The organism is Dolichospermum sp. UHCC 0260, assembly GCF_009711985.1.
GTDB lineage: Bacteria > Cyanobacteriota > Cyanobacteriia > Cyanobacteriales > Nostocaceae > Dolichospermum > Dolichospermum lemmermannii.
The window spans coordinates 41,807-62,367 of record NZ_VIKZ01000010.1 but is presented as its reverse complement, the minus strand read 5'-3'; the positions used below and the strand labels follow the sequence as shown (position 1 = coordinate 62,367).

Below are 20,561 nucleotides of genomic sequence, written 5' to 3'. Positions count from 1 at the left end.
TATTTATTAGGGAAAACGAACCGCAGAGGCGCAGAGGACGCAGAGAAAGAGGGTTTGAGAGATATTTTGCGTAGGTCTTGATTTTTTAAGTTTGTGGAAGTTTATCAAATTCAATTTTACCATAGTTTAATTTAATAATTCTATCGGCTAAATGAAAATAATGATCATCATGACTAATTACTAAAATTGTTTTTCCCTGTGTTTTTAATTCTGGCAGTAATTGAGTATAGAATATATCTTTGAATAAGGGATCTTGATCAGCAGCCCATTCATCAAATAGATAAATTTGCCGATTTTCTAAATATGCTGTGAGTAATGCGAGGCGTTTTCGTTGTCCTTGAGAAAGAGATGTGGTGGAAAGTTGCCCATTTTCGATTTTGACTTTATGATCAAGTTGCAATTTTTGTAAATATTTTTGGGCTTGAATATCTAAGTTATTATTTTCTAATCCTAGTAGTTCTTCAAATAAATAAAAATCAGAAAAAACTACAGAGAAATGTTGACGATACCATTCACGGTTATTTTCTGTAATCAAATTTTCATCTAAAATAATTTCGCCATTTTCAGGAATGTATAACCCTGTAATTAATTTGGCTAAAGATGATTTACCGCTACCATTGCCACCCACAATAAAAACTAATTCTTGGGGATAAAGGGTAAGATTAATTGGACCAAGAATAAAACTACTATCTTCTTTATCTGTGTAATAAGTGTGAGTAATATTTTGAAGTTGTAAACTGTGCCAATTTGTGAGAGCATGAGGTGGTGCAGTGGCAACTTCTGCACGACTGGCTAAAGATAAACCTAAAGATTCGATTTTTTGTAAAGCAACACTGGCTTTACTAATTAATGGTAAATTATTAGAAATATTATCCATGGGCAACATTAAATAAGTAAATGTGAGAATATAACCTGATAAAGTTTCGGCATCAATGGCGAATAAATGCGGTAAAATAAAGAGGACAAAACCAATGGCAAAGAAAAATATTAATTTACCCCAACTGGTAGTTGTGGCAAACAAAGTTAAACCTTGGACATTATGATTTCTAAATCTGCTGGCTGTGGCTTCTAGACGATTGCTGAGGAAAAATTGTCGGCGTTGATAGTGGAGTTTGAGTTCTTTGATTCCGGCTGTAATAGTGCTAAAGTTATTAAACAAGGCATCTTGATCTTCACGGGCTAAAGCTAATAATTTTTCTCCTCTATCTAATAACCATTTACAACTAGCAATAGCAGCAATCATTAAAACCACAACCATGATAAATACTAACCAAGATAGCCAAGTTATATATAGTAAACACCCCAAAGCCATGGACATATCAATACATAAAAAGGGAATGACATAGACAGCATTAGCTACAGCTTGGACATCTTCTGTTAAAGTTGCTAATAAGCGGGGATTTCCTAATTGTTCTAAATGACTTAATTCCGAGGCTAATATTTGCCGACTTAACCGCATTCTTAATTGCAAAACCGCATTTTGAGATAAGCGAATTAACATGATTTGGGACATTACGCCGGTAATTAAGGCCACGGTAACTAAACCGACGAAACCCCAGGCTATAGTTGTCAGAGGTGCAGCATTGCTTTCACTCGCAGCACTACTAATGAGGGCAATTAATCCCGCGCTACTACCACCACTCAAGAAACCTGTAATAATGGCTATTGCTACCATTGTCCAAGAAGAACGCAAAAGAAAGTAAATTAGATTCATTATGTCAATTGTCAGTTGTCAGTTGTCAGTTGTCAGTTGTTTTACTCCCTGATTTCCTATTCCTGATGTTAATTTTTTGTTTATCAGCCGTTTTATTTTACACCTATGGGGTTTATACAGCGATAGCTTTTTTGCGTGACTCTTCTCCCATAAACCCAGAATTTCATCCCCCTGTCACCATCCTTAAACCGCTGTGTGGTGTTGATAAGGGGACTTACACCAACTTAGCTTCATTTTGTCAACAAAATTATCCCCAATATCAAATTATTTTTAGTGTCCGCAGTTCTACAGACCCTAGTATAGAAGTAGTTGAGAAACTAATTCAACAATTCCCAGAAATAGACATTAGTTTGGTGGTGAAAGATCATATTCTGGGTGCAAATTTGAAAATTAGTAACTTAGCTAATGCTGTCACCGCTGCCAAACATGATATTTTAGTAATTGCTGATAGTGATATTCTCGTTGGTTCAGACTATTTGCAAACAGTTATTCAACCGCTAAAAGATGAAAAAGTTGGTGTTGTTACCTGTTTATATCGTTCCACAGCCCAAGGAATAGCTACTATTTTAGAAGCTATTTGTACAGCCACAGATTTTCAACCCGGTATTTTAGTTAGTAATCAATTAGAAGGGATAAAATTTGCTTTAGGTTCAACTATTGTTATTCGTAAAACTACATTAAAAAAAATTGGCGGTTTTGCGGCTGTAGCTGATTATTTAGCAGACGACTATCAACTCGGTTATTTACCAACTCAAGCCGGGGATAAAGTAGTTTTGTCTAACTATATTGTAGAACACGGATTAGGACATAGTAATTTATTAGATTCTATCAATCGCCAAATTCGTTGGGCGCGTTGTATTCGTGTTTCTCGTCCTGGGGGTTACGCGGGATTAATATTTACTTTTGGCACAGTTTCTAGTTTACTATTATTAATAACTAGTGGTGGTTCTATTCTCTCTTTGTTGGTTGTATCCATAACTTTACTCATGCGATTAATTATGGCTTGGGTAATAGGGGTAAAAGTTCTTAATGATGCAGTTACTAAAAAGTATTTTTGGTTAATTCCTGTTGCTGATATAGTGAGATTTATAATTTGGTGTTGTGGCTTTTTTGGTAATACTATTGAATGGCGAGGGACAAAGTTTAAATTAGTTAAAAATGGTAAATTGGGAATGATAGAAAAAGAGAAGTCAGAAGTTCAGTAGGAGGAAGGAACAAGAAAGACGGAAATTTCTCCCCTGTACCCCTGCTAACTTTTTGACTACGGTTTTAACACATTAGCGGGAAACTGCCCTTGGACGTTACCAGCGGGTGCATAATGGCAGACGACATAGAAAGCTTTGTATTTAGTACCGTTCATGGTTTTAGTGCCTTGTGCTGCACCACAACCTAATTGGGTACTACTTTTCCACACAACCTGGGTAAAATGCCCAGTAGCCGAGGAAAACCCTGGACTATTATAGTTATATAATTTGACTTCATCGTACCATGACTTAACTGTTGTATCAGCTAGAGTATTTGCGGCTATTGAAGGACCAGTAGTATAGGAGACATACAAGTTTTCTCCAGCATTGTTCCGTTGATTGGTTGCGCTGTGTTGAAACAATCCATTGGTTGCTAAGTATTGCGCCCAGGCTTGAGCAGTGTTGTTAGCAGAACTACTAATAGTCATGTTAGGACTACGGTGAGTAGCTCGATAACTGTTATGTTTAGATAAAGAAGTGCTACGCAAAGTCGTTAGATCAATAGATGTTTGTGCTAAAACTGGTTCGCTACTCATGGGAATTATACTGGCAAATTGAGAGGGAGCTATTCCCATTAATATGAGAGTTAAAGCTGTACCTGTTGTTAGAGTGAGAGTTGAAAAGAATTTATTCATGTTTTTATTTGTCCTGTGACTAGAATGAATTTTTGACAAGTTAGGTTATCGGCAAGAAGTTTATGTCAACAAAATAAAACACATAAAACGCCTAACAATATGATAGTTTTTTAAAGCAATATTTTTTAACAAAATGATTCAACCCCGTAAACAGTTTGCTCAACATTGGTTAAAAAGTGATAAAGCTCTCAACTCAATTGTCCAAGCGGCTAATTGTCAGGAAACTGATAAAGTTTTAGAAATTGGCCCCGGTACAGGAATTCTCACTCGGCGTTTATTACCGCTAGTAAAATCTTTACTGGCAGTGGAAATTGACCGGGATTTGTGCAAATTACTAGCTAAACAATTGGGGGAAAAAGAAAATTTCTTACTTCTGCAAGGCGATTTTCTGACTCTTGATTTACTATCCCAATTAACAGCATTTCCTAATTTCCAAAAGCAAAATAAAGTTGTTGCTAATATTCCCTATAATATTACTGGGCCAATTATTGAAAAGTTACTGGGGACTATTTCTCATCCCAATCCAGAACCTTTTGATTCTATCGTTTTATTGGTACAAAAAGAAGTAGCGGAAAGATTATATGCTAAACCCGGTTCGAGAACTTTTGGGGCGTTATCGGTGCGGGTACAATATTTAGCAGATTGTGAGTTAATTTGTACAGTTCCCGCTGCGGCATTTGTGCCACCACCAAAGGTAGATTCGGCTGTGGTGCGGTTACTTCCTAAACAAATAGAAATTCCAGCCCATGACCCCAAGAAGCTGGAAACTCTAATTAAATTGGGATTTGGGTCAAAGCGAAAAATGTTAAGAAATAATTTACAATCGGTAATTGACCGTGATCAATTGACGCAATTACTGGAACAATTAGAAATAAATCCCCAAGTCCGCGCTGAAGACCTCGGAGTTGCCCAATGGGTATCACTGGTAAATATGATAGGAAATGCTGAATAGTTGTCTTTACTGTTCCCTATTCCCTATTCCCTGTTCCCTGCTTTTATAACCGTTATGCGTTCTTACAGTTTAATTACACCTGCCAAAATCAATTTGTATTTGGAAATTATTGGTAGTCGTCCCGACGGCTATCATGAATTAGCAATGATTCTCCAAAGTATAGATTTATCTGATCAAATTGATATTCACCCTGCCAGTACAAATAATATCCGCGTCTACTGTGATCATCCCCAAGTACCCACAGATAAAACTAACCTAGTTTATAAAGCTGCGGAATTAATGGCCAAGGAATTTCCCAATGCTTTTAGTAATTTTGGGGGTGTTGATATTACCATTAAAAAGCATATTCCTGTTGCTGCTGGTTTAGCGGGAGGTTCTACCAATGCCGCAGCGGTGTTAGTAGGAATAGATTTACTTTGGAACTTGGGATTAACTCAATCAGAACTAGAAGAATTAGGCGCAAATCTCGGTTCAGATGTGCCATTTTGTATTGCTGGAGGAACGGCAATTGCTACGAGTAGAGGTGAAAAACTCGCTCCTTTACAAAGTTTGGATAATTTACATATCGTATTAGCCAAATATCGCAGTTTAGAAGTTTCCACACCTTGGGCATATAAAACCTATCGAGAACAATTTGGGATTAATTATATTCAAGATTCAGAAGGTTTAGCGGCTCGTGCTAGTGCTTTTCATTCAGAAGGCATGGTAAAAGCTATCTTGAATAAAAATACCGAAAAAATTGTCCAAGAACTACATAATGATTTGGAGAAGGTTGTCTTACCAGCTTATCCCCAAGTATTGCAACTGCGGGAATTATTCGCCAGTCAGCCAGGGGTTTTAGGGACAATGATGTCAGGTTCTGGACCTTCAGTCTTTGCCATTGTTGAATCTCAAACTCAAGCAGAAATAGTCAAGCAGCGAATACGTGCAGCTATTGCTAATGAGGATTTAGAATTGTTTGTAACGCGGACAATTAAACATGGAATTAAAATCGCCTAATTTATTATGAATCAACCAAAAGAAACGTCATCAGCAGATAGTTCTACTCAAGTACAAGCAACTCCATTACGCTGTATAACTGGAGCTACAATTTCGGGTGGATTTGCCTTTATTACCTATTCTCTCATGATAGCGATCGCTACTACTTTTGCCAATAAACCCAACCATTCTGATAACCAAACCGTCATCAATATCGCTGCCGCTGTCCGTACCCTAGTAGTAGGTATAGTAGCCTTGGGTGCGGGCATATTTGGATTAGTTGCATTAGGCTTATTAGCCTTATCAGTACAACTTTTTATCCAAAAATTAAGCAATCCTAAAAGTAGTTAGTTTCAGCTAATAGAGAATAGGAAGTTATTTTCTTCTTCCTGCTTTCTTCTCTAACTCCTCACTTAATTCCTCCCGACAGCTACAGGTTTAACTAATTGTGAGCGATTTTTGATAAATTGCAAGTTATTATTTTTCAAACCTGAATTTAACTGATTTTTTTTGCGCCAATCTGTGGGAGATGTATGATTATATTGGCGAAACTGTCGGGAGAAATGACAAGCACTTTGATAGCCAAGATTTGTAGAAATTTCCTCAATTGTTTGATTAGTATTTTTCAGTAAAGGTAGGGCTGCTACCATTCGTCTTTTGATAATCCAAACATTTATGGGATCTCCTGTTTGTTTAGCAACTTGATTAGTTAAATATGCAGAAGAATAACCAACAGCTTCAGCAACATCTGATAAAGTAATTCCTTCTTGATAATTAGCTTCAATATAATCAAAAACCTTTTTCAGATGGGGAATATTCGGAAAAATTGACTGAGAATTTACTGGTGTATTCGGTAATTCTGCTAATGTGACTTGAGGAAAATTAGTAGCATACCAAGATCTAAAAAGATCCTGTTTTTGTAATCTAATTGCGATTGCTCGCAATAACTCATCAGTTGTTGCAGGTTTAGTTAAATAATCATCTGCTCCAAATTCCATTGCTTTTCGCAAAGATGCCTTTGTATTAATAGCAGTTAGAAAAATAAAAGGAATAATTGCCGTTAATCTATCCTCCCGTAGATTCCTTAATACAGTATAACCATCCATGTCTGGCATTACCATCTCACAAATCACCAAATCAGGTAAATATTCTTTGATTAATTGCAGTCCAATAGTACCATTTTCTGCACCTATCCCATGATAGCCCTTAGCCTGAAGATAATCTAAAACAAAATTGCGATTCACAACTTCATTGTCAATGACGATAATTTTTTTTGTTACGGACATAATTATTCCAATCACTAGATTTTGGTGTTTTTAGCCATTACTAAAATCTGTACCGATTCACGGACAAATTTTAGATATAAACTGAGCAATAGGAAAGATAAAATTATAGCGAAGAGTTAATACAATCTTGATAATTGCTATTATCTCAATTAGTAATTAATCTTGGCAGATTCGCATTTAATATTGAATAATTTTAATTTTATCAATAAAAATTAAATACTTTCAACTTAGTTGCATAAAACAAATAATTGTTGTTTATATTGCTTTTTAATTGAGCTACCCTAAAATCTGAACGTAGAAACATAAAATTGCGCTATTGTCAATTAATATTTGTGTATATTTGGAGGTTGCGAGATTTGATAAATAGGTAAATTGTGAGTTATTTACCTGATTTTACCAAATTTAGTCTCTTTTGCATTCAACTACGAAAGAATATACAAAGTCATCTGCCCCCAGGAATATATTTTTGTCTCAAATTGGCTACTAATCATTTAGCATCCTCCCTAGGGAAGAGAAATGAATGCAGTAAATACAGCACTTTCCGGTGTTATGTGGGATATATAGCGGGCAAGATGATATATAGCGGGCAAGATGCCCGCACTACAAGAGTTTCGGTAATAATCCTTTATTTATAGGTGTTTCAGGAGTTTTCTGCACGACCAAGCTGTTGTTATAACCTTAAGTATTGAAGTAGAGTCAAATTCAAGATTTGCTTGCAAGCTAACCAGATAAAAGCTGGGATAGTTGTCATATATCTTTTAAATAGTCTGGATGGTTCTTGAGTCAGACGATATAACCACTCCCCACCCAAATGACGAACCCAATAGGGCGCTCTTTTCTGACTCTGAGCAAAAACAGGAAATGCTCCCCCTAAACCAATCATTACAGCCTGAATTTTATCTTTATGTTGATTCATCCACAACTCTTGTTTTGGACATCCTAAAGCCAATAAAACTATCGCTGCACCACTATCATGAATTCTTTTGATCATAGCTTCATCCTCTGTAGATGTGAGTGGACGAAATGGTAAAGGCTCCATACCAGCAATTTTCAGGTTCGGAAAAAGATCCATTAAGTTCTTTCGCATCTTCTCTAGAGTTACTGTATCAGCACCTAGGAAAAAAAGAGGAATGTCTCTGAGTGGGGCTAATTTGCATAAAGATAACAGAATGTCCAAACCAGCAACGCGGTTTTGAGTACCTGCACCCATTAGTTTTAGCATCCATACTAGCGGCATACCATCGGGAGTAACAATATCTGCATTCTTTAAAACAGAGGAAAATTCAGAATGCCAATAAGATTCTACTAGCATATGAGTATTAGCTACGCAAATAACTTTGCTGACTTTGCTCATAGCCCATTCTAAAATGATGTTTATTTGTACCTCAAAAGGTAACGCAGTCACAGGAGAGCCAATTATATCAATTGTTGGAGTTTCCAGGTTGAGATATGGACTGACATCTTGAATTTGACTTTGTTTGTTTACGGTTAGCATATATTTTTGATATTCTTGTGTTCACAAAAATCTGCACAGAATGTTTAAAAAATCAAGGCTAGTAGACAATTATGCGAGTTATTTTCTAGTAATAGTAATTTCGCATTTTATCGAACAGAATTCAGGAGTCAGGAGTCAGAATTCAGAATGAATTCTGTGCGAGTGGCGGATGAATAACTGGGTTTAAGACCCCCCACCAAATCTACGATTTGGTGGTCTTTAATCAGTCGCAGGTTTGAATCCTCGACTGATTGATTCTGACTCCTGGCTACTGACTCCTGACTCCTTCTTCAACCTTATGAATCAATAGTAATTGCTCCCAAAATAGGAGTAAAAGAGAAATTTAATTGTTCTAATACTTTGGTTAAAATAGAACATTTTGTTTCACCTATTTTTATGGCTAAAATACTTACATCTGTATGCTTCATCAGAATACTAGTATCTGCAAAACCTAATAGATGTGATGTATCATAGATAATTAAGTCAAAATTTTGCTTAAATTGTTCTGTCAAATCTTGGATCTGAGGTGATGAAAGTAAAATTGTCGGATTTGTGGTGATTTGACCAGTAGTTAAGATAGACAAATTATGCTCTAAAGATAATTTTCCTGTATTTTTTACAGTTCTTTTCTTAGGGTCATAATTTTTTTCTCTGATACCGCTAATGTTTTTATGGATAACATTTTCAAAATTCAAACCTTCAGTAATAATGTTGCTTAATCCTTGTTTATTCGGTAAGTCCAACATTTTATGAATACTAGGATTACGCAGATTTGCATCCACCAGTAACACCCGTTTACCCATAGCTGCTGCTGTCTGAGCTAAGTACAAAGCAATTGTTGATTTGCCATCTCCAGCATCACCTGAAATAATTGCTAGAGAGCGGATATTATTATCACCATTGAGCAGAGAAATATTTGTGTAAACAGAGCGAAAAGATTCCCAAAAGTGGGAGGTATTATGGTTTTGAAAAGGCTGACCACTTTTAGTAAACTTAATATGAGGAATGTTCCCTAATATTGGTAGTTTAGTTTTATTTTTAACCTCTTCGATATTATAAAAAACGTTATTAATCTTGTCTATAAATAAGGCAAATCCCGTACTTAATAATGACCCCAAAGCTATTCCTAAAATTAAATTTCGGATGGTACTCGGTGCAAGATTATCCGGCTGACTAGGAGGAGTAAGTATCTGCCAAGGTACCTGCTTTTGGGCTGAATCTATACGTAATCTTTCCCGTTCAGTTAAAAAGTGATTGAGGTTATCAACAGCAATTTTTAATTGTCGTTCTAAATCATCTTTTTCACGAATAATAGCCGGAAACTGTCTAACCTGCTCTTGTAAAGAACTTTCAATTTGACTAAGAAATTGGATTTGGGTTTTTAATAATTGAATTTGCTTAGTTGCATCGAGGAATTTTTGAATTTCTCGCAAACGAGCCGAATTTGGTGGGGCTGAATACAAAGAATTCATAGTTGTATTGGCAAATTTCATTCCCAAAATCTGCAATTTTTCCCTAATAATTAAATCCAATAAATTTTGTTTTTGAATGAGCAGGGTTTGAATATTTGGGCTATTTTCTGTATATTGAGATGATTTTATGGCGATTGTAGCTTCTATATCTTGAAGTTGGCTCAATAGCTTCTGATAATCAGGAGACTCACTCAAGGCTGAAATAGCCTCTGCTTCATGACTTTTTAATTGCAACTGTTCTTGGAGACTATTATGAAGTGCTTGAGTTCTAGCCAATTGTATTTCATTATCTACCCGGTTTTGGACAATTTGATCAAATTGATTAGCCAGTTGCTGTCCTTGAATTTCAGCATTAATAATACCATATTTTTGACGGAAGTTTTGTAGTTTTAATTGGAGAGTTTCCACATTCCGTAATAGTTGCGGCAATTGCTTTTGCACAAAATTAATTGCTAATCTGGTTTCTGTTTGGCGTTCATCTAAACTATATTTTAAGTATGATTCAGATGCTTGATTTAATACAAACAAAACTTTTTTAGGGTCGGTATCTTGATAACTAACTTCTAAAATTTGAGTATTGGGTAGGAGTTTGATATTAAGTTGAGGTGCGCCGCTACCTGGGTAATACTTTTGCACTTTTTCAGTGAGAGGAGACATCAATTTAGGACTTTGTAAAATCTTCAACTTAGTTTCATCAATTTTATTAGCAGTCTCATCTATTTTTGATCTATCGTCTCGTGCGACTTTATCTTCAGCAGTTATCGGCTCAGTTAGAAGTTCAAATTTACCGACATAGGTGGGAGTGCTAGTCAAAGCCAATCCTATTGCCGCAGCCGCAATGGTAGTTGTGCCAATTATAATTATCGGTATTCTGCGACGAATAACTGCTAATACTTCACCTAAGTTCAATCCACCTTCATTACCTTCTTCAGATGGATCTGTGTAAATCAAAGGCTTAGATTGACGTTGCTGTTCATTTATTTGAGCTAAATTTTGCTGAGAATAGCGTTTTTTTATCATCTCAAACCTTAGATAATTTCTAATTTAATTCAATATCTTTGCCAAATTCAAAAAAGCCTTAATTTATGGATTGAGCAAAGCAACACCTAACCCACAAAAAAATGGCGCAGGTATTGATAAAATAATCAGAATATTTGGACATGATTTGACTTCAACAACTTAAACAGTTAATTAAGTGTAAGGTAACACTGTTTCATGGGTTAAAGTGGACAATTTGGCAAATATCTTGAAGCTTTCAATTTGGCAAATACATTATTTATCACTTGGTCAATAAATAAGTTATATCTTTTTGAAATATTTATAATTCAACCGTAATCATCATGGTTTGAGTCAAAAACTGCAAAGATTGTGTAAAGTTAATGTAAAACTGGAAATTAGATATTGACTTTTAAAGTTAAGTATCGTTTAATCTTTTTTAATCCTGAGTTTTTCAATTCAGATACATCACTCTATGAGAATAAAGTTGCCACAAAAATGAGAACTTGAATTATAAGATGTATCTACTGAATTCTAAGAATGTGAATTTTAATGATATAAAGGTAGACAAAAATGGCTATACATGATAACGTGAGAATAGGTGAAGGTGTTCAGATTTTTCATCCTCATCTTGTCAACCTTTATGGTTGTGAAGTTGGTGATGAAACCAAAATTGGCAGCTTTGTTGAAATCCAGAAAAATGCCATAGTTGGAGCTAAATGCAAAGTTTCATCACACAGTTTTATTTGTGAAGGCGTGATCATTGAAGATGAAGTGTTTATTGGTCACGGAGTCATGTTTACCAATGATATTTACCCTCGTGCAACTAATGAAGACAGTAGCCTAAAAACTGAAGCCGATTGGTCTGTAATTAAGACATTGGTGAAGAGACGTGCTTCTATTGGTAGCAATGCTACAATTCTCCCAGGAATCACAATTGGCAAAAATGCCATAATTGGTGCTGGAGCAGTAGTCACTCGTGATGTTCCTGATTATGCAACTGTGGTTGGAGTCCCTGCTAGGGTCATAGGTAGTATTCCTATTATGGGTGAATCTGTCAATAGTAGCTTGTTAAGCTCAATTAGGTAATATTTCAGGTTTTTAAGATATTAAAACCGGTTTTTTCAGCAATATCTTGACCAAATTGATCACCTATATAAGTTTTGCCAATTTGTCTACAATAAGCCATACAACAATGTTACTTTACAACATATCGCATCTGGAAAATCTCATTTAACTTTCTGGTTTCTCCAAAGATAAATTATCGAAAAAATCACGTTTTAAGGGTCATTACTTTAGTCATTAAAACTGGCGAAGGTATTGTTGAAAAAATTGCTTTTAGTAATCTTTAGAAATTGTTGGTCAACTATTCTGTCATCTCCATTGTTCTCTACAAATCAAGTTTTCTAAAATTCACTACTTATATACTGGCAATTCCATGACAAATACTCATGCTCATTCCCCTCAGACTTTTGAGAAAAAAATTTATTCAGATAGTGTAAACATCTCTATTAATAAGCAAACCCAGGCAATTAATACCATCAAAATTGGTGTTATCGGTTATGGTTACTGGGGTCCAAATTTAGTCCGCAGCTTTGCAGATTTACCAGGGGCAGAAGTCATTGCAGTTAGTGATTTTCAAGTAGATAGATTGGCAAAGGTGCAATCTCGATATCCAGCCATCAAACTAACCACAAATAGCCAAGATATATTTGCCGATTCAGCAATTGATGCGATCGCCATTGCTACACCAGTTTCTACTCATTACGACTTAGCTCTAGCAGCTTTGCAAGCCGGGAAACACGTATTAGTCGAAAAACCAATGACTGTTTCCTCCCAACAGGCAATCAGACTAATAGATGAGGCTCAAAAGCGTAATTTAGTGCTAATGGTAGATCACACCTTTGTGTACACAGGTGCAGTGCGAAAAATGCAGGAACTGGTAGCAACAAAGGCTATAGGTGATATCTATTATTATGATTCTGTCCGCGTTAATTTGGGATTATTCCAGCATGATGTCAATGTGATCTGGGATTTGGCAGTCCATGACCTCTCAATCATGGATTATGTGTTGCCATCAAAGCCTTATGCTGTATCTGCTACAGGGATGAGTCACATTTCTAGTGAACCAGAAAACATTGCCTACTTAACCTTATTTTTTGAGAATAACTTAATTGCACATATTCATGTCAATTGGCTCGCACCAGTAAAAGTACGGCGGACAATACTGGGTGGTAGTCACAAGATGGTTTGTTATGACGATTTAGAACCCAGTGAAAAAATTAAGGTGTACGACAAAGGAATTACTCTGAATGGCAGTCCTGAGAACGTTTACCAAATGCTCGTCGGCTATCGCACCGGTGATATGTGGTCTCCTAAGTTGGATATGACGGAAGCATTGCAAACAGAGGCATTACATTTTATTGATTGTATTCGCCAAGGTAATCGTCCCATCACAGATGGAGAAGCAGGATTACGGGTAGTGAGAATTCTCGAAGCTGCTACCCAATCTATCGAGCAGCAGGGACGATTAATTGAACTGAACTTAGCCGAGGTAGCAGGATGATTCCATTTATAGACTTGAAATCACAGTATTTGAGTATTAAAGACGAAATTAATACCGCTATCTCTCAAGTCCTGGAGAGTACACAATTTATCTTAGGGAATGAGGTAGCTGCATTAGAACGGGAGTTTGCTAATTACTGTAGTGCCGATTATGGCATTGCTGTAAACACAGGTACTAGTGCTTTACACTTAGCCCTACTGGCAGCGGGTATTAGTCCTGGTGATGAAGTAATTACCACACCTTTCACCTTTGTGGCTACCGTAGCCGCCATTGACTATACCGGAGCTAAGGCGGTTTTTGTAGATATTGACCCTGTTTCCTTGACCATAGATGTCACCAAAATTGAAGCAGCCATCACCGAACGCACGAAGGCAATTTTGCCAGTGCATTTGTATGGTCAACCAGCAGACATGGACCCAATTTTAGATATTGCTCGTCGTTATGGTCTAACTGTGATTGAGGATGCCGCCCAGGCACACAGGGCTGAGTATAAGGGGCAACGAGTTGGTAGTATTGGCGATTTAGGTTGTTTTAGCTTTTATCCAGGAAAGAACTTGGGAGCGTATGGTGAGGGCGGCATGGTAGTCACCAATAACCCCAAATACGCCCTCACTATGCAAACGCTGCGTGACTGGGGACAAGAACGCAAGTATCATCATGTTCTCAAGGGTTATAACTATCGCATGGATGGCTTGCAAGGAGCAATCTTGCGGGTTAAATTACGTCACTTAGAGGATTGGACAGACGCTAGGAGAGCGATCGCCGCCCAGTATGACAAACTACTAGCAAAGGCAGACGTGATCACTCCTACTGTTATGCCATACAGCCATCACGTTTACCATATTTATGCCGTGCGCTTACCTGAAAGGGATTTACTACAACAACGGTTAAATGAGCAGCAAATTCAAACAGGAATTCACTACCCGATTCCGGTGCATTTGCAACCAGCTTACGCAGATTTAGGATATCAAGCAGGTGATTTTCCGCAATCGGAACTGGCAGCGAAGGAAGTGCTTTCACTGCCTATGTATGCAGAACTGACAACGGAGTTACAAACTCAAGTGGTAATGGGGGTAATTAACTCAAGATGACTGAAACTTTTTCCTTAAAATTCCTTGGTCACGCTGGTATTCTTCTCAAAGCTTCCGGTGTCACTTTACTGTGTGATCCTTGGGTAAGTGAAAGCGGAGCTTTTCTGCATAGTTGGCATCAGTTTCCACCTAATGATTTTATTGAATGGCAGTCCTTATATAATGCAGATTATCTATATATTAGTCATGATCATGATGACCACTTCGACAAAGATTTTCTGAAGGATTTTCCCAAGCACAAAGTAACAGTGATAATTGCTGATTTTTTATCAGATAGCTTTGCTCAAGAAATTGCTGATTTAGGATTTCCACGAATTTGCTTTCTCAAAGATTGGGAAGAGTATAATCTAGCCGATGGCTTCAACGTTGTTGTTGTTAAAGACCAGTCATTATACAAGATAGATTCGGCATTACTAATTAAAGTAGGCAATACAAATATCTTGCACAAAAATGATTGTCATATCCCAGATGAGGATATTCCTAAATATAGAGATTACGGTATTGATATCCTCTTTGCTCAATTTTCAGGGGCAATGTGGTATCCAGCTACCTATGCCTATGAAACCAAAAAACAGCAACAGGTAGCAGCAAAGGTCAAGCAAAACATAATCAATAGTTTTGTTGATTTTGCTAATAGAATCTCTGCCAAACAGATTTTTCATTGTGCTGGTCCGGCTTGTTTTTTAGAAGATGAACTATTTCACCTCAACTTTCAAGAAAATGGCATTTTCCACGATCAGTGGGATGTATATCCAGAACTTTCTGAAAAGTTAAATGGCAATTTACACCTGCTTTTACCAGGGGATGATGTGGTATTATACTCTGAGCAAGAACTTCAAATAAGCCATCAATCCACAGATTTAGATTTTTCTCAAAAAGCCTTGCTATTGGATAAATATAAGCAGGAAAGAACGGCGCTCATCCAATCATATTTAAGTAGTTTACCCCAGCCTAGTCATAACTTTGTTCAAGAATTTGCAAAGTATATTCAGCAGCTGTTCTCTGAAAGTGATTATCTGACCAAGAAAGTCAATGCTCTAGTCAAGTTCACTATGACTGGCATGAATGGAGGCTGTGTGTATGTTGACAGCCGTGATCAGCATTTTGTAGTTAGGCAATCTTCAACAGAGACCCCTAATTATGAGTTTACTATTGCAGTTGCGATCGCTAATCTGCTGGTAAAGGGTGAGAAGCAATGGGAGGATTTATTTTTAAGCATGAGGTTTACAGCTAAACGTAAACCAGATATCTACAACTGGCCTTTGTTTGCTGTACTACGTTATGGTAATGAACCCAAGCTAATTGCTCAAATTGAAAATGTCATGAAAGCAGCAGAAAATGAAAAAATTCTAGTTCGAGATGAGGGTCAAAAATACCAAATTCAACGCTATTGTCCCCATGCAGGAGCAGATCTTGTTCATGCCAAAATCCAGGATAGCAAGCTAATTTGTCCTCGACATCATTGGGCATTTGATCTGCGTTCACAAGGTAAGTGTGTCAGCGGTGGTAACATACCTCTGAAAGTTTATGACTCTACCGAAACTCTTGAGAACATACTTCAGGGAGTGAAAAATTAATGAACGATACCCGCCCTGGTTTCCATCCCCATCGTCTCATTACCCTCATCCAACAGTCAATTCAGCGTTGTCAACTGCAACTTGACAATCTGACTGTACTGACAGAAGCAGCAACGGGAGCTTACGTTGTCACCCCCGTAATAGCCGCAATGGCAGGAGCGAAAAAAGTCCTAGCTATCACCCAGAATAGCCGCTATGGCACTATAGAAGAAGTGAAAGCTCAGACAGAACAACTTGCGAAAATCGGGGGCGTAAGCGAGAAAATCGAATTTATCACCAATAAATCACCCCATATTGTAGCTCAAGCCGACATTATCACCAATAGCGGCCATGTTCGTCCTATTGATGCAGAGATGATTGCCTGGATGCAGCCAATAGCTGTGATCTCATTAATGTATGAAGCATGGGAATTTAGAACTAAGGATGTTGATATCAAAGCCTGTCGCCATAAAGGGATTAAAGTAGCAGGAATTAATGAGCGTCATCCGGCTGTAGACGTGTTTTCATTTCTAGGAATAATGGCAACTAAGCTATTGCTTGATGCTGGTATTTCTGTTTATAAAAGTAAGGTTTTATTATTGTGTGATAACCATTTCGCCGGTTTTATTGAGAATGGTTTAGTAAATGCTGGTTCTAACGTTGATACCTTAAACAATATATCACTGGCAGATCAAGGTAAAGTATACGATGCTATTTTAGTTGTTATGCAGCCTCAATCAGAACCAGTCTTATCTGCTGTTGATGCGGCTCTAATTGCAGATCACTGGCAGGGAGTAGTAGTTGTTCAATTTTGGGGTGATATTGAAAGATCGGCTTTTCTTACTCACGAAATACCTGTTTGGCCACCAAATGCTCCAGAGAAAGGACATATGGCCATTCTACCATCAGCAATAGGACCAGAACCGATTATAAAGTTACAGACAGGAGGATTAAAAGTTGGGGAACTGCTCTGGCATTCTAGTCAAAAGAAAACATCAATTCAAGATGATCTCTCTCAAGAATTGGTAAATTCTGAATTTATTGATCAAATCATTTCTTGGTAGAAAAGTAACAACTTTAATTCAGAAATATCGCCCGAATCAATTATCTCTGAACGTGCCTAAGTAGGTGAACACAATAAAACCAATCTGTGTAAAGAAAAGTAAAATCGCCCAAACCCTCTTCACTCTTGCCTTTTGCCTCTTGCCTTGCCATAACGACGATTTTCAATGCTAACCTACTTATCTGGCTTTCAAAATATTTGTAATGGAATGCTCGTATTACCTCACGGAAAAAATCAATGTCTGAAATTTCATTAGAGATATTAAATTCAAATCGGATTTGTTACAACGAAATTGATACTCTATTTTCTTCGGCATCAAATGAAACGTTATTTCATCATCCGAAGTTCCTGTCTTATCATGCTGATGATAAATTCCCTCATGCCAACTGGAGACACTATTTATTTCGGGAAGGTTCTCGCCTGATCGGGTATCTTCCAGGCGCACTTGTCATAGAAGATTCCGGTTGTACATACAAAAGCCCATTTGCTTCATCATTTGGTGGACTCGTTCATGGGGACTTAAGCTTTTCCAGAATAGATACCTGCCTTGAAAAGTGGTGGAACGATCTTCAAAGTCACAACATCCAGCGGGCTGAGGTAGTTCTCGCTCCTATTCCCTATAGTATTCCCGATTTTTGTGAAGGAGTTGAATTTAAGCTTAACCAACTAGGTTTTAAGTTAGATACACCTGATCTCTGTTTAATAGTTCCGATAATTGAACACCCAGAGTTTCCAAGACAGCTATTTCGAGGTGATGCCTGGCGATGCTTAAAACAGGTGAGACAGAATCTAATCAATATAATCTACACCCAAGAAATCAATGATATCAAACGCTTTTATCCCGTTTTACTTGAAAATAGGAAAAAGCATGGAGTTATTCCCACCCACTCTCTCGAAGAGCTTATGCATTTGCACGAGTTTTTTCCAAATGCACTTCATCTTTTTTTAGCAACTGTAGGCGAGGAAGTGGTTGCAGGTATTCTGTCCTTTCAGACCGGAAAAAAGGTTATTAATGCTTTTTATCAAGCCAGTAATGATGAAGGGCGCAAAACACGGGCAATGAATTTCCTTTTTGCCGAACTTTACTGCTGGTCTTTAAGTAAATCTATCCCATGGGTGGATTTAGGGTCATCCTCCTTTGGACTTGAAGCCCATAAAACCCTGATTAATTTTAAGGAAACTTACGGCGGACGAAAATTTTTACGTAGACGCTACGTCTGGCATCGCAACAATTATCAAGAAGGTGTCAGATGAGACTTGTTCTTTTAGGAACCAACAACCTCTTTAAATACATACCAGAAGAAAGTAAAAAAGATGCAAAATAAACGAATTTTAATCACAGGTGGCGCTGGTTTAGTTGGTTCTCATATTGCCGATTTACTGGTGAAAGAGGGAGTAGCAGAAATTATTGTCCTCGATAACTTTACACGGGGATGTCGTGATAACTTAGCTTGGACACAAGCCAATGGACATTTAGTGATTGTTAATGGAGATATTCGCGATCGCCAACTCCTGGCTGATATCATGCAAGGTGTAGATATAGTCTTTCACCAAGCTGCGATTCGGATTACTCAATGTGTAGAAGAACCCCGTCTAGCATTAGAAGTTCTCGCAGATGGTACTTTCAATGTTTTAGAGGCAGCAGTTACAGCCGGCGTGAACAAGGTAGTCGCAGCCTCTTCAGCGTCAATATATGGCATGGCAGAGAATTTTCCCACAACTGAATCTCATCATCCCTACAATAACCGCACCATCTACGGTGCAGCGAAAACCTTTAATGAGGGTTTATTCCGTAGTTTCTATGAAATGTATGGACTGAATTATATAGGATTACGCTACTTCAATGTTTATGGACCCCGCATGGATATTTACGGTGTTTATACTGAGGTATTAATTCGCTGGATGGAGCGAATTGTTGCTGGACAGCCACCACTAATTTTTGGTAATGGTGAGCAAACAATGGATTTTGTTTATATCGAAGACATCGCTAGAGCTAACATCTTGGCTGCTAAAGCAGATGTCACAGATGAGGTATTCAATATTGCTAGTAGTTTGGAAACCAGCTTAAATGATCTAGCTTATACCTTGTTAAAAGTAATGGGATCTGATCTAAAGCCGGAATATAGACCAGAACGGAAAGTTAACCCTGTGCAACGCCGACTAGCAGATGTGAGCAAAGCCAAGCAGTTATTGAATTTTGAGGCACAGGTATCTCTAGAAGAAGGGTTATCTCGTCTAGTTAGTTGGTGGTGCAAGCAAAAGCTGACAAAGGAAACGAGCCATGTCTAATAGCGATAGCGTAGCGCAAGCCATGAAGATGCAGAATATCCCCATTGCTAAACCTTGGATTGGTGAACCAGAAGCAGAAGCAGCCAGACGCGCTATCATGTCCGGCTGGGTGACTCAAGGACCAGAAGTTGCCGGATTTGAACAGGAATTTTCGGCTTATGTAGGAGCAAAATATGCCTGTGCTGTTTCTAATTGCACCACAGCATTGCACCTAGCACTGTTAGCAGTAGGTGTACAACCAGAGGATGAGGTGATTACTGTCAGTCACTCTTATATTGCCACTGCTAACAGCATTCGCTACTGTGGCGCGATTCCAGTTTTTGTGGATATTGAACCGCAGACATACAACATCAATCCGGTTTTAATTGAAGATGTAATTAATGAATGCACTCGCGCTATTGTCATTGTTCATCAGATGGGAATGCCTTGCGACCTCAAAGCTATTTTAGCGATCGCCCAGCGTTACAATTTACCAGTGATTGAAGATGCAGCTTGTGCCATTGGTAGTGAGATTTTTTGGGATGGACAGTGGGAGAAAATCGGTAAACCCCACGGAGATATTGCTTGCTTTTCCTTTCACCCTCGTAAAGTAATTACCACAGGTGACGGGGGGATGATTACCACTAATAATCCCGAATGGGATCAACAATTTCGCCTCTGGCGACAACATGGCATGAGTGTCCCTGACACTGTGCGTCACGGGGCTAAACAGGTGATTTTCGAGTCTTATCCCATGTTGGGTTACAACTACCGCATGACTGATATTCAGGCAGCAGTCGGACGGGAACAACTCAAACGCCTACCGGAAATTCTAGAACGCCGTCGTTATTTAGCACAGCGATATCATCATCAGTTGGCAGATATACCAGGATTGAAATTACCAACAGAGGCAACCTGGGCGAAAAGCAATTGGCAAAGTTACTGCGTTCGCTTATCTCCACAGTCTGACCAACGGCAAGTGATGCAAACAATGCTAGATGCTGGAATTGGTACAAGACGGGGGATTATGTGCGCCCACCGAGAACCAGCTTATGTTCATGAAACTTGGTCTTGTAGGAGCGATCGCTTAACAGAAAGCGAACAGGCACAAGATCGAGCTATTTTGCTGCCCTTATTTCATCAGATGAGCGAGGAAGAACAGGATTATGTGGTTGAGGTTTTGAAAAGAGTTTGTTTGGTTTGATTGTAATCTTGATGAAAAGCAGAAATAAGTAAAGGAACATT

General features: G+C 37.9%; 17 protein-coding genes. 12 read left to right on the top strand and 5 right to left on the bottom strand.

The annotated features are described in order from the left end of the window. Nucleotides 1-85: 85 nt before the first annotated feature. Nucleotides 86-1,714: a cyclic peptide export ABC transporter gene (locus tag FJR08_RS06390; protein ID WP_168632582.1), complete on the bottom strand. Its 1,629-nt coding sequence runs from the start codon at nt 1,712-1,714 to the stop codon at nt 86-88. A gap of 8 nt (nt 1,715-1,722) precedes the next feature. On the opposite strand from FJR08_RS06390, the gene hpnI reads away from it, so the two are divergent. Beyond that, nucleotides 1,723-2,919 carry a bacteriohopanetetrol glucosamine biosynthesis glycosyltransferase HpnI gene (hpnI, locus tag FJR08_RS06385; RefSeq protein ID WP_371415545.1) on the top strand — a complete coding sequence of 399 codons (1,197 nt, stop codon included), beginning with the start codon at nt 1,723-1,725 and terminating at the stop codon, nt 2,917-2,919. 56 nt (nt 2,920-2,975) lie between these two features. On the opposite strand, the gene FJR08_RS06380 is transcribed toward hpnI, so the two are convergent. Then, nucleotides 2,976-3,593: a CAP family protein gene (locus tag FJR08_RS06380; RefSeq protein WP_168632581.1), complete on the bottom strand. Its 618-nt coding sequence runs from the start codon at nt 3,591-3,593 to the stop codon at nt 2,976-2,978. A 133-nt stretch (nt 3,594-3,726) separates the two neighbouring features. Between FJR08_RS06380 and rsmA the strand changes: the two genes are divergently transcribed. The 3 genes from rsmA to FJR08_RS06365 are packed head-to-tail and all read left to right on the top strand — an operon-like array spanning nt 3,727 to nt 5,874. Beyond that, nucleotides 3,727-4,545, top strand: coding sequence for a 16S rRNA (adenine(1518)-N(6)/adenine(1519)-N(6))-dimethyltransferase RsmA (rsmA, locus tag FJR08_RS06375; RefSeq protein ID WP_015080975.1), 819 nt, complete (start codon nt 3,727-3,729; stop codon nt 4,543-4,545). Nucleotides 4,546-4,599: 54 nt separating this feature from the next. Beyond that, on the top strand, nt 4,600-5,544 hold the full coding sequence (gene ispE / locus FJR08_RS06370; RefSeq protein ID WP_168632580.1) for a 4-(cytidine 5'-diphospho)-2-C-methyl-D-erythritol kinase: 945 nt from the start codon (nt 4,600-4,602) through the stop codon (nt 5,542-5,544). Between the two features lie 6 nt (nt 5,545-5,550). Beyond that, the gene (locus FJR08_RS06365) at nt 5,551-5,874 is read left to right on the top strand and encodes a DUF3082 domain-containing protein (RefSeq protein ID WP_015080977.1); all 324 of its coding nucleotides are present in this window, start codon (nt 5,551-5,553) and stop codon (nt 5,872-5,874) included. A 62-nt stretch (nt 5,875-5,936) separates the two neighbouring features. Here the strand turns inward: FJR08_RS06365 and FJR08_RS06360 are convergent, their stop codons facing one another. From FJR08_RS06360 to FJR08_RS06350, 3 genes are all read right to left on the bottom strand, one after another. After that, nucleotides 5,937-6,809: a DNA-binding response regulator gene (locus FJR08_RS06360; protein WP_168632579.1), complete on the bottom strand. Its 873-nt coding sequence runs from the start codon at nt 6,807-6,809 to the stop codon at nt 5,937-5,939. A gap of 670 nt (nt 6,810-7,479) precedes the next feature. After that, nucleotides 7,480-8,304, bottom strand: a complete 825-nt coding sequence (locus tag FJR08_RS06355) for a WecB/TagA/CpsF family glycosyltransferase (RefSeq protein WP_174782860.1) — start codon at nt 8,302-8,304, stop codon at nt 7,480-7,482. A gap of 296 nt (nt 8,305-8,600) precedes the next feature. Further along, entirely contained in the window at nt 8,601-10,796 is a 2,196-nt protein-coding gene (locus FJR08_RS06350; protein ID WP_168632578.1) for a tyrosine-protein kinase domain-containing protein, read from the bottom strand. Between the two features lie 549 nt (nt 10,797-11,345). Between FJR08_RS06350 and FJR08_RS06345 the strand changes: the two genes are divergently transcribed. From FJR08_RS06345 to FJR08_RS06310, 8 genes are all read left to right on the top strand, one after another. After that, nucleotides 11,346-11,861: an acyltransferase gene (locus tag FJR08_RS06345; protein WP_168632577.1), complete on the top strand. Its 516-nt coding sequence runs from the start codon at nt 11,346-11,348 to the stop codon at nt 11,859-11,861. 349 nt (nt 11,862-12,210) lie between these two features. Further along, complete coding sequence (locus tag FJR08_RS06340; protein ID WP_168632576.1) at nt 12,211-13,338, top strand: Gfo/Idh/MocA family protein; 1,128 nt, start codon at nt 12,211-12,213, stop codon at nt 13,336-13,338. Next, nucleotides 13,335-14,429, top strand: a complete 1,095-nt coding sequence (locus FJR08_RS06335; protein WP_168632575.1) for a DegT/DnrJ/EryC1/StrS aminotransferase family protein — start codon at nt 13,335-13,337, stop codon at nt 14,427-14,429. The genes FJR08_RS06340 and FJR08_RS06335 overlap by 4 nt, the downstream gene beginning before the upstream one ends. Beyond that, complete coding sequence (locus FJR08_RS06330) at nt 14,426-16,006, top strand: MBL fold metallo-hydrolase (protein ID WP_168632574.1); 1,581 nt, start codon at nt 14,426-14,428, stop codon at nt 16,004-16,006. The genes FJR08_RS06335 and FJR08_RS06330 overlap by 4 nt, the downstream gene beginning before the upstream one ends. Beyond that, nucleotides 16,006-17,049 carry a hypothetical protein gene (locus FJR08_RS06325; RefSeq protein ID WP_254435699.1) on the top strand — a complete coding sequence of 348 codons (1,044 nt, stop codon included), beginning with the start codon at nt 16,006-16,008 and terminating at the stop codon, nt 17,047-17,049. Before FJR08_RS06330 ends, FJR08_RS06325 begins: the two co-directional genes overlap by 1 nt. A gap of 236 nt (nt 17,050-17,285) precedes the next feature. After that, the gene (locus FJR08_RS06320; RefSeq protein WP_168632573.1) at nt 17,286-18,302 is read left to right on the top strand and encodes a GNAT family N-acetyltransferase; all 1,017 of its coding nucleotides are present in this window, start codon (nt 17,286-17,288) and stop codon (nt 18,300-18,302) included. 60 nt (nt 18,303-18,362) lie between these two features. Beyond that, complete coding sequence (locus tag FJR08_RS06315) at nt 18,363-19,337, top strand: SDR family NAD(P)-dependent oxidoreductase (RefSeq protein ID WP_168632572.1); 975 nt, start codon at nt 18,363-18,365, stop codon at nt 19,335-19,337. Beyond that, complete coding sequence (locus FJR08_RS06310) at nt 19,330-20,520, top strand: DegT/DnrJ/EryC1/StrS aminotransferase family protein (protein WP_254435698.1); 1,191 nt, start codon at nt 19,330-19,332, stop codon at nt 20,518-20,520. Before FJR08_RS06315 ends, FJR08_RS06310 begins: the two co-directional genes overlap by 8 nt. The last annotated feature ends 41 nt before the right edge of the window (nt 20,521-20,561 follow it).